The 14,468-nt window shown below is 62.0% G+C and carries 12 protein-coding genes; 8 read left to right on the forward strand and 4 right to left on the reverse strand.

From position 1 onward, the window contains the following. Positions 1 to 37 precede the first annotated feature (37 nt). The gene (locus tag NV382_RS08460; protein WP_260600060.1) at positions 38 to 895 is read right to left on the reverse strand and encodes an SDR family oxidoreductase; all 858 of its coding nucleotides are present in this window, start codon (positions 893 to 895) and stop codon (positions 38 to 40) included. 473 nt (positions 896 to 1,368) lie between these two features. Here NV382_RS08460 and NV382_RS08465 point away from each other — a divergent pair, with 473 nt between their 5' ends. After that, positions 1,369 to 2,331 (forward strand): LysR family transcriptional regulator, encoded by a 963-nt coding sequence (locus NV382_RS08465; RefSeq protein ID WP_260600061.1) that lies wholly within the window; start codon positions 1,369 to 1,371, stop codon positions 2,329 to 2,331. Between the two features lie 110 nt (positions 2,332 to 2,441). Here NV382_RS08465 and NV382_RS08470 read toward each other — a convergent pair whose 3' ends face one another. Together NV382_RS08470 and NV382_RS08475 are read right to left on the reverse strand one after the other, a co-directional pair. Continuing rightward, positions 2,442 to 3,197 (reverse strand): IS6 family transposase, encoded by a 756-nt coding sequence (locus NV382_RS08470; protein ID WP_470423654.1) that lies wholly within the window; start codon positions 3,195 to 3,197, stop codon positions 2,442 to 2,444. Between the two features lie 530 nt (positions 3,198 to 3,727). Further along, positions 3,728 to 5,545, reverse strand: a complete 1,818-nt coding sequence (locus NV382_RS08475) for a DUF885 domain-containing protein (RefSeq protein ID WP_260600062.1) — start codon at positions 5,543 to 5,545, stop codon at positions 3,728 to 3,730. Between the two features lie 380 nt (positions 5,546 to 5,925). Between NV382_RS08475 and NV382_RS08480 the strand changes: the two genes are divergently transcribed. The 5 genes from NV382_RS08480 to NV382_RS08500 all read left to right on the forward strand — a co-directional run bounded on the left by NV382_RS08480 (position 5,926) and on the right by NV382_RS08500 (position 11,804). Continuing rightward, the gene (locus tag NV382_RS08480; protein ID WP_260600063.1) at positions 5,926 to 7,608 is read left to right on the forward strand and encodes an N-acyl-D-amino-acid deacylase family protein; all 1,683 of its coding nucleotides are present in this window, start codon (positions 5,926 to 5,928) and stop codon (positions 7,606 to 7,608) included. Between the two features lie 212 nt (positions 7,609 to 7,820). Beyond that, positions 7,821 to 8,351: a DUF3489 domain-containing protein gene (locus NV382_RS08485; protein WP_260600064.1), complete on the forward strand. Its 531-nt coding sequence runs from the start codon at positions 7,821 to 7,823 to the stop codon at positions 8,349 to 8,351. Between the two features lie 2 nt (positions 8,352 to 8,353). Continuing rightward, on the forward strand, positions 8,354 to 8,767 hold the full coding sequence (locus NV382_RS08490) for a DUF2924 domain-containing protein (RefSeq protein ID WP_260600065.1): 414 nt from the start codon (positions 8,354 to 8,356) through the stop codon (positions 8,765 to 8,767). Further along, positions 8,764 to 10,428, forward strand: a complete 1,665-nt coding sequence (locus NV382_RS08495) for a recombinase family protein (RefSeq protein ID WP_260600066.1) — start codon at positions 8,764 to 8,766, stop codon at positions 10,426 to 10,428. Before NV382_RS08490 ends, NV382_RS08495 begins: the two co-directional genes overlap by 4 nt. 116 nt (positions 10,429 to 10,544) lie before the next feature. Then, positions 10,545 to 11,804 carry a PQQ-dependent sugar dehydrogenase gene (locus NV382_RS08500; RefSeq protein WP_260600067.1) on the forward strand — a complete coding sequence of 420 codons (1,260 nt, stop codon included), beginning with the start codon at positions 10,545 to 10,547 and terminating at the stop codon, positions 11,802 to 11,804. Positions 11,805 to 12,157: 353 nt separating this feature from the next. Here NV382_RS08500 and NV382_RS08505 read toward each other — a convergent pair whose 3' ends face one another. Beyond that, a complete protein-coding gene (locus tag NV382_RS08505; protein ID WP_260600068.1) occupies positions 12,158 to 12,520 on the reverse strand; it encodes a response regulator in 363 nt (120 codons plus the stop codon). Between the two features lie 129 nt (positions 12,521 to 12,649). Here NV382_RS08505 and NV382_RS08510 point away from each other — a divergent pair, with 129 nt between their 5' ends. Beyond that, positions 12,650 to 13,798, forward strand: a complete 1,149-nt coding sequence (locus tag NV382_RS08510; protein WP_260600069.1) for a sensor histidine kinase — start codon at positions 12,650 to 12,652, stop codon at positions 13,796 to 13,798. A gap of 327 nt (positions 13,799 to 14,125) precedes the next feature. Then, positions 14,126 to 14,365 carry a DUF6894 family protein gene (locus NV382_RS08515; RefSeq protein WP_260600070.1) on the forward strand — a complete coding sequence of 80 codons (240 nt, stop codon included), beginning with the start codon at positions 14,126 to 14,128 and terminating at the stop codon, positions 14,363 to 14,365. The last annotated feature ends 103 nt before the right edge of the window (positions 14,366 to 14,468 follow it).

Raw genomic sequence — 14,468 nt, forward strand, 5'->3', positions numbered from 1 at the left:
GGCCGAGGAGGACGGATGCGGATGTCGGCGACGGGGATCAGCCGCGCAGAACCTGTTCGACAACGTGCCTCATGGGTATCGTCGGACGGCCGATGAGGGTGCTCATCGCCCGCCCCCCATCAAACAGTACGCCGTCGTCGGCGACGCGAGCATCGGCATCGGCGAGCATGTCGGCGAGCGGCTCCGGCAGGCCGACGCTCACCAGCAACGCCTTGTAGTCCGCTTCGCTCATATCGTTGTAGACGACTGCCTTGCCCGATTGCCGAGCGACTTCCGCTGCCAGTTCACCAAGCGTGAAGCTGTCATCCCCGGCGAGTTCGTAGACCTTCCCCGCCTGATCTTCGCCAGTGAGCGCCCCTGCGGCCGCGACCGCGTAGTCGATGCGTGCGGCCGACGAGAAGAAGCCGTTTTTCGCAGCACCGACGAAGGCACCGTGAGCTAGCGCGGCGTCGAGCGACAAGAGATGGTTCTCAGTGTACCAGGCGTTGCGCAGCATCACCCAGGGCGTTCCCGAAGCGCGTATCGCCTGTTCCGTCTGGTTGTGCTCGATCGCCAGTTTCGCGGTCGACGTGTCGGCGCGCAGCATGCTGGTGTAGGCAAGTAGGCCGACCCCCGCATTTTTGACCGCCCGGATGACGGCTTCGTGCTGCGCAAAGCGTCCGGTGACCGCGCTCGACGAGATCAGCAGCGCCTTGTCGACGCCGGCGAAAGCGGCATCCAGGGTCTCGGGCAGGTCATAGTCCGCATGTCGTACCACCACGCCAAGGGCGGCGAGATCGGCAGCTTTCTCGGGGGACCGGACGGCGGCCACGATTTCACCCGGTGAGTGGGTTTTAAGCAGTTCTTGGACGACGAGCCGACCGAGTTGGCCGGATGCTCCGGTAATCGCGTACATGATTATTCCTTTGTGCTTTGAATTGGATTGCGTCCGATGAGTTCGGGATCGGGTCGACTAGGCTGGCGTGCGAAGGCTCGGCGGACCTGCGGAAGCACATGCGTTGCGGGACGTTCGATCACGCATGCGGCCTTGACGAAGGGGAGCGAGCCAATGTCGATCTGCGGAAGCAGCCGGTCGTTCCAGAGCAATTCGTGCACCGCGATAATCTTCTCGGCTACCTCGTCGGATGAGCCGACCAGAAGAGCCGTCCGCTGGCTTTGGCAGGGGGGGATCCTCCTTCGATTGGCGGGTATTCATGAATCGAAGGTAGGGGCGCCATCCCATGAACGTCAGGTGCTCGCCGGCCGTACATCGCGTTCGGTCTAGCCGAACGAAAGCAGCTCAGATATACGAGACGTGGCGCGTGCGGCAGGTGGAGATCGCCCAACCGCGGCGACAGTGATCAGATTGCGTTCGACAAGGATGGACGAATGGAAAGATCCATCGTGAGAAGGCCGACGCCAAACCTAGACCTTGCCGCAGCGCGGACGTTCGTCGACGTCGTCGAGGCTGGCGGGATATCGCCTGCTGCGCGGCGCTCCGGCCTCGCCAAGTCCGTCATAAGCAACCGTGTCGCAGCAATGGAGAGGACGCTGGGCGCGAACCTTTTTATCCGGGGTGCTCGCCTGGTCCTAACAGACCGAGGTCGCAAGTTTTACGACGGAGTTAAGGAGGCGCTAACGACCGTGGATCAACTCGTCCACACAGTCAGCGCGCCCGAGAACGAACTGAGCGGTACACTGCGCATCAGCGCTCCCTCGGGGCTGGGCGTGGCTCATCTCGGTAAGATGATCTGTCGCTTTCTCGCCGCCCACCCTGCGCTCGATGCGCGCATCGACTTCTCCGATGGCTATGATGATATCGCCGGTGGTGGCTTCGACCTCGCACTTCGGGTCGGCCAGCCGACAGATAGCGATCTTGTGGGAAGGAAGCTCTGCCGCATCCGCCGCTTCGCCTGCGCAAGCGAAGCCTACATCGCCGCAAATGGGCGCCCGTCATCGCTTGCGGATCTCGCAAGTCACCGAGCTGTCGCCTACAGCCTGGTACAGGCGAGCGGACAATGGCTCTTTCTCGGCCCCGACGGCGAACCGAGATCCGTTCGTCCCGACCGTGTCGGCTTTCTGGCCAACAGTGGCGAGGCGATGTGGGAGGCCGTCCGAGCAGGGCTCGGCGTCTGCATGCTTCCCAGCTTCTTCCTTCCCCAGGACTTGAATGCGACAGGTGTCCTGCTGTTAGAACTGGACGCGGACCCCGTTCCGCTTGAGATGTGGGCCCTCCGCGCACGACGGCGGGAGCGTCGCCCGGTCGTCGACGCGCTTGTCGACTGGTTGGCCGTGGAAGTAGGCGACCCTCCTTTCTGGGAGCACGCCTTACCGGGGCCACGTCGGCATTGATGGGCTGCGCGGCTGATCTCCGCATCGAGGAGCCACCGCCTTAATGGGTGCTGTCAGTCTAATGCGAACTGCTCTCCACACGATGCACTTCGCTCTTTGAGCAGGATAGCCTAGCTCGCGATCATGCTCCACTCAGCCAGTGCAGCTGAGCGGCGTTCTTTGTAGGTCTCGCGATCGACGAGATGGCGTTCGAGGTTAAAATGATTGTGGACGTTGGCGTGCACGCTGGCGAACTTCTGTAGCGACTTCATCCGCCTCAACCTCAGCATCGCTCGCTCCCTTCGTCGGAACGGCAGGTGGCTGTTCTCAACCCGGTTGTTGGCCCAGCGTCCGACCTCCTGATTCTCGGCATTGCCGAGCTCCTTCATCGCTCCACGGTAGGAGCGAAGGCCGTCAGTGGTGATCGCCTCAGGGCTGCCATGCCGCTTCAGCGCCTTCTTCATGAAGGTGAGCGCTGCCTCCTTGTCACGCGTCCTGGTGATGTAGCTCTCGAGGATCTCGCCCTCGTGATCCACCGCTCGCCAGAGGTAGACCATCTCCGCGTTTAGCTTCACGTACATCTCGTCCAGGTGCCACCGCCAGTGACGAAAACCACGCATTCGCGAAATACGCTGCCGGCGAATGTCGCCTGCGAACATCGGACCAAACCTGTTCCACCACATCCGCACCGTCTCATGGCAGATGTCGATCCCGCGCTCGAACAGCAGGTCTTCGACGTTGCGCAACGATAGCGGAAATCGAACGTACATCATCACCACCAAGCGGATCACCTCGGGTGACGAGTTGAAGTAGCGAAACGGACTGGCGGGTTTGCGGGGGCGGGGTATACCAATCGCCCTACCCCGCCCCGCTAACGATCGGTGCATTTGGTCTGACAGAGCCCTCTCGCGCGATACCGTGCGTAATCATGTCGCCAGGCTATATGCCAAAATCGGCGTCAACCGTCGCAGCGGCGCCGTAGTTTGGGGTCGTGAACGCGGCGTGAGTAATCGCCGAGACTAAGGTAGGGCTTCGTAGCCGTTGGCAACGTCGCCGCACGCCACTAGCGTCCGAAAGATGAGTTGCAGTGGCGCTGTCAGACCTAGTGCACCGCTGACTTCCTATCTGGTTAGGGCATTAAGTTGACCGTCTTCGCTATCACTTTGTTCAGCGAAAGACCTGCCTATGTTCTCGCTGTGGCTCCGGCTGGGTATCGATGTTTCGACCCATCGCCATCTAAACGAACCAGATTCTGGTTAGTAGTACAGTACACAGTACCTTCAGTACCACTGCCCGCGGTGGAGCAGGAAATGCTGACATGGATCGGGGCGGAAAGGCGAAGCCGACGCAGTGATGTTACCTCCGTCATAACTGTGCGACTCGGACGGTGCGCTGCCGCCCTTCCGGCTGCTCGAACCTACTTCGCGCCTTGTCTCGCGGCAATGTAGCGATCTACCTGTTCCGACAGCACATCGAGCGGCAACGCGCCCTGGCTAAGCACGGCTTCATGGAAATCCCGGATGTCGAAACGTGGCCCTAGCGTGGTTTCGGCACGCTTGCGCAGCTCCACGATCTTGAGCTGACCGATCATGTAGCTCGTCGCCTGACCCGGCCAGTTGAAGTAGCGATCCACCTCTCGTGCGACATCCGTGTCGGAAACCGAGCTGTTCGCGCGGAAATAGGCGATCGCCTGATCGCGCGTCCACCGCTTGGAATGGATGCCAGTGTCGAGCACGAGCCGAATTGCGCGCCATACCTGCAGCGACAGCATGCCGAAGCGCGCATAGGGGTCCTTGTACACACCCATCTCGTTCGCCAGTCGTTCCGAATAGAGGCCCCAACCTTCCGCGTACGCACCATAGCCGCCATACTTGCGGAATTTGGGGATGCCGGTCAGTTCCTGTTGGCGCGCGATCTGGAAATGATGGCCGGGTGCGCCCTCGTGGCTGGCGATCGCGGCGACCTGAACTTTCTGCGTCTGGTTCATGTCGATAAGGTTCACGTAATAGATGCCGGGCCGCGATCCGTCTGCCGAGGGGGGATTGTAGAACGCGGTCGATGCGGTCCCCTCGCGCCATTTTTCGACTGCGCGTACCTCTAGCGGCGCCTTAGGCACGATGCGGAAGTAGCGCGGCGAGGCCTGCATTACCGATGCAATCACCCCGCGCGCGTCTTTCAGATACTGCTCGCGACCTGCGCCCGTATTAGGATACTTGAACGTTGGATCAGTCCGAATGTGGTCGAAGAACTGCTCCAGTGTGCCATTGAACCCGACTTCCTTCTTGATCGCCTCCATTTCCTTTCGGATCGCCGCGACCTGTTTGAGGCCGATCTCGTGAATCTGATCGGCGGTCAGGTTCGTCGTGGTCGAGACCTTCAGGCGGTCGGCATAATAGGCAGCCCCGTTCGGCAGGTTCCAGGCACCGAAGTTTCCCTTGGACTTGGGCTCGATCTCCTCGATCGCCGCAATCAGCGTATCATAGCCATGTTTGAACGGCCCGGTCAGAGCGGCGCGCGCATCGGCAAGCAGCTTTGCCTTGGCATCCGCGGACGCCGGGAGCGCGGCAACCTTCTTCGCGAAATCGGCCATCAACGTGGAGTCCGCACCGCTATCGAACGGCGCTCCGGTGATGACCTTGCGGGCGTCGTTGCGCGCCGGTGCGAAGTTGACCTTGCTGGGGATGATGCCGGCGGCCGCCTGCTGCCGCATCGTCGCTGCGACTTCGCGCATCACGCGGTCCGTATCGCGGAGCCGCGCGACATAAGCCTGTGCATCCGCAACGTTGTCGATCTTGTGATTGTTGATGAGAAGGACCGGGATCTCGCCCGCCGGGCTGCCCGTGGTGGAGACGGGAAAGCGCAGTTTCCTGAACTGGAACGACTGACGTCCGCGCTCCGCCTCATACTCGAACAGACGATAGCTGACCCGCGCGCTCTCGCCCAGTTGTTCGGGCCGGAAGCGCGCACGCATGTCCTTCAACTGCCGCTCGGCCAGGTCGCGCTGCCTCACCGCCGCCGCGTCGGTATAGTCGTCGAACTTATCATAGTTGGTCTTTTCGCCCAGTTGTGTTTGTGATTCCGGGCTGAGCGCTAGCTGCTCATCGAACGCCTGGTCGAGAAACTGCAACAATGCGGCGTCCTGCGCACCCGGCTCGGCAGCTTGGGAGGGCGCGGGCGCCGCGGCCTGGAGGAATGGCGTGGTGGATAGCAATACCAAAGCTAGAACGGCGCGCATCAATTTCTCCTAGGTCATCCGCTTGTAACCGACCTTCGGTGGAGGACAATCGCCCAATGCAGATGTCAGATCAGAGCCGATCGGCAGGTCCTTTTATGGCCGCTACATCGGCGTAAGCTCCGTACGGACCGTGCCTTGCGGGCGCTCACCGCCATCCCAGGCTGCCTGAGAATACTTTAGGGGCATCACCTCACCGCCAGCAATCCACCTTAGAAACCAGCTAAGGTGCTGTAGGAGACATACTTCGGCCGCCTCATTTCGCACGTTCAAAGCGCCGCAATCCATCACCAGCCCGATCGGTCGAAGATAAAATCAGCCTTGCCTCGAGGATCAACGGCCGGCGCTATTGCGGTGCGGGAACGATGCGATAGTCTTGCCACATGAAACGCCCGATCGCCTCTCTCGCCCTCGCCGCCCTGCTTTCCGGTGCGGCACCCGCACCAACGACGACCTACGACCTCATCATCCGCGGCGGCACGATCTATGACGGCTCGGGCGATGCAGGGCGCATAGGCGACGTGGCGATCCAGGGCGATCGGATCGTCGCAGTCGGCACTGTCGATGGTCGCGGCAAGCGCGAGGTCGACGCCCGCGGTCTGGCAGTGGCGCCGGGTTTCATCAATATGCTCAGTTGGTCCACCGTGTCGCTCCTTGCTGATGGGCGGAGCCAGAGCGAGATCCGCCAGGGCGTCACGCTCGAAGTGATGGGCGAGGGAAGCTCGATGGGGCCGCTCTCGCCGGTGATGAAGGCCAACGACATCAAGCGCCAAGGCGACATCCGCTATCCGATCAGCTGGACGACGCTCGGCCAGTATCTCGAGATGCTTCAGCGCAAGGGCGTCTCGCCCAACATCGCGAGCTTTGTCGGGGCAGAGACGGTCCGGGTGCATGAACTCGGCGAGGATAATGTTGATCCGACGCCCACGCAGTTGCGCCGCATGCAGGCGCTCGTCACCCAGGCAATGAACGAAGGCGCGATGGGCGTCGGAAGCTCGCTGATCTATGCGCCGGGCACCTATGCCAAAACGCCTGAGCTGATTGCGATCACCTCTGCCGCGGCGAAATGCGGCGGCATGTACATCAGCCACATGCGCTCAGAAGGGGACCGCCTCATTGAGGCGATTGAAGAGCTGATCGAGATATCGCGCCAGTCCGGCGCGCCAGCTGAGATCTATCACCTGAAGATGGCGGGCAAGGCCAATTGGCCCAAATACGATACGGCGATCGCCAGGATCGAAGCGGCGCGGAAAGCGGGCCTGCGGATCACTGCGGACATGTACACCTATCCCGCAGGCGGCACCGGGCTGGATGCCGCCATGCCGACCTGGGTGCAGGCCGGCGGGCTCGAAGCATGGATCGAACGGCTGAAACAGCCAGCGGTGCGCCGCCGCGTGGCAGCCGAAATGACCGCGCCCGGCAAGGAATGGGAGAATCTGTATCTCGGCGCAGGCCCCGAAGGGATGATCCTGTCAGACTTCAAGAATCCGGCGCTGAAACCGCTGGCCGGCAAGACGCTGGCCGAAGTCGCCAGGATGCGCGGCAAGAGCACCGCCGATACCGTGATGGATCTGGTGATCGAAGACGGCAGCCGGGTCGGCACGATCTACTTCCTCATGAGCGAGGACAATGTCGCCAAGGAAGCCGCGCTGCCATGGATGAGCTTTGGCTCGGACGCGGACTCGATCGCGCCGGAGGGCGTGTTCCTGCAATCGAGCACGCATCCGCGCGCCTATGGCAATTTTGCACGCGTATTCGCCAAATATGTCCGCGACGAGAAGCGCGTAACTATTGCCGATGCTGTCCGTCGGCTGACATCGCTGCCTGCTGGCAATCTGGGCATCAAGGATCGCGGATGGCTGAAGCGCGGGTACCTGGCCGATGTAGTGGTGTTCGATCCGGCGACGATCCAGGACCACGCCACTTTTGACAAGCCGCACGCCTATTCCACCGGCGTCCGGGACGTGTTCGTCAACGGCGTGCAGGTGCTGAGGAACGGCAGGCATACAGGAGCGACACCGGGCCGGGTGGTGCGAGGACCAGGGTATACCAGGTGCAAGAGCTAGGGTTAGATCTCTAACCAAACAACATTAGCGGCCGCAAAGCAGAGGCTTCTGCTCGACCCAGCAGATACCATTCGACTTCCGTTGCGCGTGGAGCATTAGTGTCCCCGTGATCGCCGCCGGGAGACTTCGGCTGCTGCCCCGAACCAATGTTGACCGGCGGGGCTGTGGGTGGTGGAAGCAGCGCGGTGCTGCTCCGATCACAGGAGCCACCCATGGCACGCACCTTCAAACTCGACGATATCCACCTCATCCTGCTGTCGACCGCCACCCAGCGGGATGACGGCAACGTACTTCCGGTGGCGGCGACCATCGCCGATCAGCCGGATCGTATCGCCAAGGCGCTTCCTGCCCTGCTGAAGCACAAGCTGGTCGACGAAATAACCGGCCTGACCACCTGTCCTGCCTGGCGCAGCGATGGCGACGAGCGGTTCGCACTGGTCATCAACGATGCCGGCCGTGCGGCCATCGGCGTCAGCAACACTGGCGAGGAGAGTGCGACACCTGGTGTCGAACTGGCCGACCCCGCCAGCAATGACGCGCCGCGCGCCGGCTCGAAGAGCGCCGCGGTCATCGCGCTGCTGCAGCGCGAGCAAGGCGCCACCCTGATAGAGATGGTCGAGGCGACCGGCTGGCTGCCGCACACCACACGAGCGGCACTGACCGGCTTGCGCAAGAAGGGCCATGCCATTGCCAAGAGCAAGTGTGGTGACGTGACCTGCTACACCATCGTGGCTGGTGCCTGATCATGGCAAAGCTCGATGATGATCTCGCGGCACTGGCGACCCTGTCGTCAGTGCAGCTGCAGGATCGATGGAAGGCGGTCACCGGCACGCTGGCTCCCCGCATCAGCGCAAGCTTCCTGCGACTGGCGCTTGGCTACGAGATGCAAGCGAAGGCGCTGGGTGGACTGTCGCGGGCCACGCAGCAGCGGCTGGCGCAACTGGCGGCGGCCAGGACCGAGACCCGTCCGGCTGCACGTGGCTCGCGGCTGATCCGCGAGTGGAACGGCACGGCACATGTCGTGACGATCGGCGAGGATGGTGCGATCCGCTGGAACGATCGTAACTGGAACTCGCTGAGCGAGGTCGCCCGCGAGATCACCGGCACGCGCTGGTCCGGTCCGGCCTTCTTCGGCCTGAAGAAGAGGCTGGCGGCATGAACCGGGTGCGCTGTGCGATCTATACCCGCAAGTCGAGCGAGGAAGGTCTGGAGCAGGCCTTCAACTCGCTGGACGCACAACGCGAGGCCTGTGCCGCCTATGTCCTAAGCCAGGCTAGCGAAGGCTGGAGTGCCTTGCCGGAGATCTATGATGATGGTGGCCTGTCGGGCGGGTCGCTGGAGCGCCCTGCCCTGCAGCGCCTGCTCGCCGACATCGCCGCTGGCCGTGTCGATATCATCGTCGTCTACAAGGTCGATCGCCTGACCCGCTCGCTGCTCGACTTTGCCAAGCTGGTCGAGGTGTTCGACAAGGCAGGCGTATCGTTCGTCTCGATCACCCAATCGTTCAACACCACCACCAGCATGGGACGCCTGACGCTCAACATGCTGCTGAGCTTTGCGCAGTTCGAGCGCGAGGTGACCGCCGAGCGCCTCCGCGACAAGATCGCCGCCTCCAAGGCCAAGGGCATGTGGATGGGCGGCACGCCGCCGCTTGGCTACCAGCCCGATGGACGCAGCCTGGCGATCGTCGGCCCCCATGCCGAGATCGTGCGGGAGATATACCGGCGTTACCTCGGCAGCGGCAATGTCCGGCTGGTGGTCGAGCAGCTGGCCGCCGAGCGCATCCTGGCGCCGGTCCGCCACACGTCAGGCGGCCGGGCTTATGGCGGCGTCGCGTTTTGCCGCGGGCAGATCTACTCGATCCTGAAGAGCCCGATCTATATCGGTGAGATCGCGCACCGGGAGGTGCGCTACAAGGGACAGCATCAGCCGATCATCGATCGTGCCACATGGGACGCCGTGCAGGCGAGGCTCGACGGCAACGTACCTGGAGAGCGTCGTGCCACCAACATTGCGACGACCAGCCTGCTGGCCGGCCTGATCGTCGACGAGGCGGGTGAACCCCTGGTTGCGGCGCATGCCTGCAAGGGCAAGGTGCGCTATCGCTATTATGTCAGCCGGGCACGTCAGGATGGTGACCCCGCCAAGAGCATCCGCTTGCGCGCGCGCGAGATCGAGAACGCGGTGGTCGAGAGTATCGCCGCTGCGTTTGATGACCCGCTCGATCTTATCGCGCGCGCCGGCATGTCGATCGCAGCGGCCGACCTGCAGCGCATCTTTGCGGCCGCCGGTGTTGCCGCTGCCACGATGCGCCAGCGCAGTACCACCATGATGCGCAGCCTCGTGACGAAGGTGATGGTCGGAGCCCACGCCACCGACATCACCATGAGCAGCAGCGCTGTGGCAGAACAGCTGGCGACGCTCTGGGCGGGCCCGAAGGATGCGACGTTCACGCTGACCCTGCCGGTGCGCATAACACGCACTGGTCGCACGCTTCGGCTCATACAGAATGACGGCCGCGCCGTGGCCGCCACGCCGCCCGACGCTTCCATCATCAAGCTGCTGGTCAAGGCGCACAGATGGTGGGCGCGGCTGCGGCAGGGCGACATTACAGTGCGGGAACTCGCCGAAGCCGAGGGAGTCGTGAAATCCTACGTCACGCGGGTGACGCGGCTGGCGTTCCTGTCGCCAGCGATCGTCGATGACATTCTCGCCGGGCGACAGCGTGCCGAGCTTGATGCCAAACGGCTGGCGCTCACGGCAGACCTGCCGACCCGCTGGTCAGAGCAGCAGGAGACGTGGGGAGTCACTTTACAGTGATCATCCCGGGACTGATGCTGACCACGGCGGGCGCATGGTGGATACATCATGACGGAGCCGCTGGTATGCCGACCGGCCTTGGGGCAGGATGACCTTATCTCCTCGAAAGGTACTCCGTGCTTCGTCACACTTCGATCAGCCTGACCACGATTTTGCTGCTGACCGGTTGCGGCGCGCCTGAGCGCGCGCAGCCGTCCGAGGCGGCCAAGCCTCCGGTGAACTACGGGGCATCGAAGCCTGCTTCCGCCAAGCCGTTCAAGACCGAACCGGTGGCGACATTCGATATGCCGTGGGCGCTTGCCTTCCTGCCGGACCAGAGGATGCTGGTGACTGAAAAGCCCGGCCGGTTGTGGCTGGTGACCGCGGCTGGCGCCAAGACGGCCATAAGCGGGCTACCGCGCGTCCATTTCGAAGATCAGGGCGGACTGCTCTTCGTCGCGACGTCGCCGACCTTCGCGCAGACCCGGCAAATCTACCTTACCTACTCCGAACCCGGCGAGGGCGGGGACGGCCTGGCGCTGGCTCGCGCGACGCTCGACACCAGCGGCGCACAGCCCGCGCTCAAGGACCTCCAAGTTATCTGGCGGCAACTCCCCCGCGGCAAAGGCGGGCAGTTCGGCGGGTACATCGCCTTCTCGCCGGATGGCCGCTATATTTTTCTGACCTCCGGCGAGCGGCAGCGTTTCACGCCGGCTCAGGACCCCGAGCAGGCGCTGGGCAAGATCCTGCGGCTGACGCTCGACGGCAAACCGGCCCCCGGCAACCCGGGAGCAGGCAAGGTCGGCGCAACCACCATTGGCGTCATAGACCCGCCGGAGAATACCGGCTCGGCCGCAACCGCACGGGTGCGCGAGGCTACCATCCCCGCCCCGAATCTGACCCCGGCGGAGACGTGGACGACCGGTCACCGCAATTCCTACGGGTTGGCCTTCGATCCTCAAGGGCGACTATGGGAGACTGAGATGGGGCCGCAGGGCGGCGACGAGCTGAACCTCATTGAACCCGGCAAGAACTATGGCTGGCCGGTGGTGTCATACGGGAAGAATTACGACGATACGGCGATCGCATCGCCCGCTGGCAATGCCAGGTTTCAGGAGCCGGCGCTGTACTGGAACCCCATCATCGCCCCGGCTGGTCTCGCCTTCTATAGCGGCAACATGTTCCCGCAATGGCGCAACTCCGCCTTCATCGGCGGTCTGGCGTCAACAGCACTCATCCGCATCGAGTTCGACGACGCGGTCCCGCGCGAGGCGGAACGGTGGGACATGGGCACGCGCATCCGCGCCGTCATGGCAGGCCCCGATGGCGCGCTCTGGATCCTTGAGGATGGGTCAGACGGCAGCTTAATGCGGCTTACGTCAAAGCGAGGTAGTTGAAAGAGCAGCGTCCAGGCGCCCTAAGTCCGGGTATAGGCTGATGACGCATTTTGACCCATGACGACGTTCAGGGCACCCTGTGCGTGTCCGAAACCTGCCACGTGTTCATGTCGGCCGAGCGGCAGCTTTCAGGCACGGCGTGAATCATTAGGAACGGCAATGTGTGGCGGCTAGCGGCCCGGCAGCTATCAGGCATGGGCGGTAGATAGCTGCCATCCACCTGAGGTTCTTTACGGACATAAAGATGTTGGCGGGTCGTCGCACGATCTTCTGCTCACGCATCAGTGACGCGCTTGCCCGTCATTGCGTCGTTCAACATCCGACCAATTTTCGGAACGCAAGAATGCTCATACCTACGTGTCGAGCACGTCGGTAAGCGCTTTTATAAGAGCAGCGTGCGAGACAGGCTTCTGGCACAGCGGTCGGGATCGATAAACGTCGGGGATCATGCTGGCCGTTCCCGTGGCAAATAGGAAGGGTATCCCGCGCTGCGTCAGTTCATCGGCGACGGGAAACGATGTCTCATCGCCCAGTCGTACGTCGAGTGTCGCTATATCGGGCAAGGGATCGAGCGCATTAAGCGCCTCCTCCACACTCATTACAGGCCCCACAACCTCGGCGCCGGCCTGCTCCAGGGCGAAGGTCAAATCCATCCCGAGGAGAAAATCATCCTCGACCACTAGAACTCTGCGACCACTTAATGCTTTGTTCGACATTGGAACTCCGACGTGTCATCGGCAGCCCAAGCCTCTGATCCTACAGCTTCCAACCAACAGCCTCCCGCAAGTTTCCGCGTTGCCTGTATTGAGTGGCTGTTGGGGGGATCAAACAGCGGGACGGATGATATGGCTGATTTAGAGAAAATGCAGCGGCGGCAGCGCATCCTCGCCGATTTTGGGGACTTCGCCCAACAAAGTGAAGATTTGGACACGGTGCTGACGGAGGCCTGTCGCCTGATCGGCGACGCGCTCGGTACTGACCTGGCGAAGGTTCTGGAGATCGAGACGGATAGCCAGACGCTGCTCGTCCGGGCAGGCGTTGGTTGGCAGCCGGGCGTCGTCGGCGAGGTTCGTTTGCCGATGGGAGAACATTCCTCGGAAACTTTCGCGATCAAGGAAGGTGTACCGGTCATCACGCCAGACATGAGCACGGAGACCCGGTTCGAGTTTCCCAGTTTCATGAAGGAGGCCGGCGTGGTCGGCGTCGTCAACGTTCCGATTTTCCTGCTCGGTCGCAAAGCGTATGGCCTGCTACAGGTGGACAGCCGCAAGCCCTGGAGCCCTGACGAGCACGATACCGAGTTCCTGCGTACCTATGCCACCATTCTCGGGCCAGTAATCGATCGGCTCCACAAGCTTCATGCGCTGAAACAGGCGACCGACGAAAATCAGACACTGCTTCGCGAGCTACAGCACCGTATCAAGAACAATATCGCCACCATCACCAGCCTCGTCCAATTGAGGATGAGCAAGGCGTCTTCGGAGGAAGTCCGCAACGAACTCGCCGTCATAAAGGGACGGATCGATGCGCTCCGCCTAGTCCATGAACAGGTCTATGCGGCTAGGAACGCCGACCGACTGCCGCTGCGACCTTACGTCACCCAGCTCCTGGAAGGGCTGCTCGCGCTCCACGAGGAAGCGGCCGTCCGCCTGGATGTACAGATCGACGATGGAGAAATCGACAGCGACATGGCTATCCCACTTGGGCTTATTCTCAACGAGTTCACGACCAACAGCCTAAAATATGCGTTTCTAGGTGAGGGGCAGTCCGATGCACCGTTGATCGTTGTGAGGGCCAGGGGCAACGATGGCAGGCTGCAGGTCAGGATTTGGGACAACGGAAAAGGACTCCCAGCAAAGACGCAGGTAGCCGCTCCTGGTTTTGGAACGGGCATGGCCCTGATCGCGGGTCTGGCGCGCCAGATCAGGGCAACGACCGACTGGGCATCGGATCGCGGCACGGCACTCTCCTTGGAATTTCCACGGCGGAGATAATTCCAGAACGAAGGCCCTCTTCCGCGAGCGTTCCGTACAAGTGCATGTCGGTGCCTGCACCTTCACCAACTGGGCTTCGGTGTCTCGGACGAAGCACAGCAGCATCGATACCGATCGCCACTGATCCATAATCCATGATCAGCCTCTGGTAATAGAATAAACCTATATTGTTGGCCTCGATCAATATTTTTCATGCCGGCACATTTTCGAACTTACGTTAAGGCATCCGAAGTGGGTGCTCTTAAAGTTCGTGCCATCGCCGGGCGTGTTACGGGCCTCGGCGGCTGAGAGCCAGCGCGCTCCCGTTCCGCTGCGAGGAGTTGACAGTTGGCTTTGTACTTCTTCGACACGAACGATGGCGACATCTTCATGGAAGATGACGTTGGCACTGAGTATTCGGATCTTGCATTGGTTAAGGTTGATGCGGCAACGACGCTCGCCGAAATCGCGCGCGATGCGGTCTCCAAAAGTGTCAGAAGGGAGCTTTCCGTGGCGGTGCGCGACGAACTTGGCCCAGTTCTGTTAACAAGGATGATGTTTGAAACGATTGTTTTGCGGAATGCTTAGCGTCAGACGGGGGGTGTTAGCCGGCCGGCTGCCATGACGTACTGGACTGGCCAGGTATAGCCAACGGGCCAATCTTCTCCCCCTGATCCTGAAGCGTTAGCGA

This window comes from Sphingomonas endolithica, from assembly GCF_025231525.1.
Classification (GTDB): domain Bacteria; phylum Pseudomonadota; class Alphaproteobacteria; order Sphingomonadales; family Sphingomonadaceae; genus Sphingomonas; species Sphingomonas endolithica.

Excerpts from the sequence above, each read along its gene's own strand:
- NV382_RS08460 (WP_260600060.1), bottom strand. The coding sequence starts at position 895 with ATGTACGCGATTACCGGAGCATCCGGCCAACTCGGTCGGCTCGTCGTC.
- NV382_RS08465 (WP_260600061.1), top strand. The coding sequence starts at position 1,369 with ATGGAAAGATCCATCGTGAGAAGGCCGACGCCAAACCTAGACCTTGCC.
- NV382_RS08470 (WP_470423654.1), bottom strand. The coding sequence starts at position 3,197 with ATGCACCGATCGTTAGCGGGGCGGGGTAGGGCGATTGGTATACCCCGC.
- NV382_RS08475 (WP_260600062.1), bottom strand. The coding sequence starts at position 5,545 with ATGCGCGCCGTTCTAGCTTTGGTATTGCTATCCACCACGCCATTCCTC.
- NV382_RS08480 (WP_260600063.1), top strand. The coding sequence starts at position 5,926 with ATGAAACGCCCGATCGCCTCTCTCGCCCTCGCCGCCCTGCTTTCCGGT.
- NV382_RS08485 (WP_260600064.1), top strand. The coding sequence starts at position 7,821 with ATGGCACGCACCTTCAAACTCGACGATATCCACCTCATCCTGCTGTCG.
- NV382_RS08490 (WP_260600065.1), top strand. The coding sequence starts at position 8,354 with ATGGCAAAGCTCGATGATGATCTCGCGGCACTGGCGACCCTGTCGTCA.
- NV382_RS08495 (WP_260600066.1), top strand. The coding sequence starts at position 8,764 with ATGAACCGGGTGCGCTGTGCGATCTATACCCGCAAGTCGAGCGAGGAA.
- NV382_RS08505 (WP_260600068.1), bottom strand. The coding sequence starts at position 12,520 with ATGTCGAACAAAGCATTAAGTGGTCGCAGAGTTCTAGTGGTCGAGGAT.
- NV382_RS08510 (WP_260600069.1), top strand. The coding sequence starts at position 12,650 with ATGGCTGATTTAGAGAAAATGCAGCGGCGGCAGCGCATCCTCGCCGAT.